This is a genomic window from Ideonella azotifigens, from assembly GCF_021043325.1.
In the GTDB taxonomy this organism is placed as follows: domain Bacteria; phylum Pseudomonadota; class Gammaproteobacteria; order Burkholderiales; family Burkholderiaceae_C; genus Ideonella; species Ideonella azotifigens.
The window spans coordinates 1-1,691 of sequence record NZ_JAJNKD010000048.1; the positions used below are offsets into that span (position 1 = coordinate 1).

At 67.1% G+C, this 1,691-nt stretch carries 1 protein-coding gene; it reads left to right on the plus strand.

Annotated elements, in window-relative coordinates; genetic code table 11:
* Positions 1 to 1,691: type IV secretion protein Rhs (locus LRH25_RS32530; protein WP_310742458.1), on the plus strand; the 1,691-nt coding region annotated here is incomplete at both ends.

Here is a 1,691-nt window from a genome sequence, read left to right on the forward strand (position 1 = left end):
CTCACCACCGGCCTGGGCTACGACGCCAACGGCAACTTGACCACCGTCAACCTGCCCAAGGGCGCCGGCCAGACCACCGCGCGGACGGCCACCAACGGCTACGACAGCCTGGGCCGGCGCATCAACAGCACCCTGGCCGCGCCCGCTGCCGGTGCCTCCGCCCCCGTCATCACCTTCGGCTACGACGGCCTGGACCAGCTCACCAGCGTCACCGACCCCCGGGTCAAGAAGACCACCTACACCACCAGCGGCCTGGGCAACACCAGCTCGCTGTTCAGCCCCGACACCGGCACCACCGGCTTCACCTACTTTGCCGACGGCCGCGTCCAGACCCGCACCGACGCGCTGAGCAACGTTGCCACCTACGCCTACGACGACCTGGGCCGGCTCACCGCCATCAGCTACGTCAACGGCACCACCAGCGGCGTTGGCAGCCAGTTCTACTACGACGGCAGCACCGCCACGGTGCCCAGCACCAGTGCCAACAACAGCACCGGCCAGCTCAGCAGCTTCACCGACGAATCCGGCAGCACCGTCTACACCCACGACGGCTTCGGCCGCGTGCTCACCAAGACCCAGACGGTCGCCACCAGCCCGGCCCGCAGCTTCGTGCTCAAGCAGACCTGGGGCGAGGCCAATGCCAACGAACTGGGCAAGCTCAAGACCCAGTCCTACCCCAGCAAGACCCGCGTCACCTACAGCTACTACGCCGACGGCCGGCTCAAGACCATCGGCATCAATCCCATCAAGACCGACGGTAGCGCCACCGACACCGCCAACAGCGTGACGGTGCTCAACAACCTCAAGTACACCGGCCTGAACGACGTCCAGGGCTGGACCTGGGGCAGCACCGCCACCGCCTACACCCGCGGCTTCGATGCCAACGGCAGGCTCAAGAGCTACCCCCTGGGCAACCCCGCAGGCACTGGCACCGCAGCCGGCCTCATCCGCACCCTGAGCTACGACGACGCCGGGCGCATCAGCGGCTACACCCACACCGACGGTGCCGGCGTCGCCCAACCCGCCTACGACCAGAGCTTCAACTACGACGGTCTGGACCGGCTCAAGCAGCAACAGCAGGCCAGCACCACCAACGGCTACGACTACGACCTGTCGAACAACCGAGTCAGCCAGACCGTTGCCGGCAGCACCTACGCCAACACCATTGCCAGCGGCAGCAACCGCGTCACCGTCGAGACCGGCCCCAACGGCACCACCAACTTCACCTACTTCGCAACAGGTCAGGTCAAGGCCGACGGCACCAACACCTTCACCTACAGCTCGCGCGGCCGCATGGCCTCGGTCAAGATCGGCACCGACACCGTCCAATACCGGTACAACGCGCTCGAGCAGCGTGTCTCCAAGACCGGCCCCACCACAAGAGTGGACGGCGGTGCCCGCTACTACGCCTACGACGAGCAGGGCCACCTGATCGGCGAGTACGACGCCAGCGGCAACCCGGTCTACGAAGTCGTCTACCTGGGCGACACGCCCGTGGCGCTGATCATCCAGACCCGCACCACGACCAACGGCGTGCTCAGCGTGCAGACCAGCGTGAGCTATGTCTACGCGGATCACCTGGACACGGCCCGCGTCGTCGCACGCGCCAGCGATCACGCCATCCAGTGGCGCTGGGACCAGGCCGAGGCCTTCGGCAACTCGGCGCCCAACGAGAACCCCAGCGCACTCGG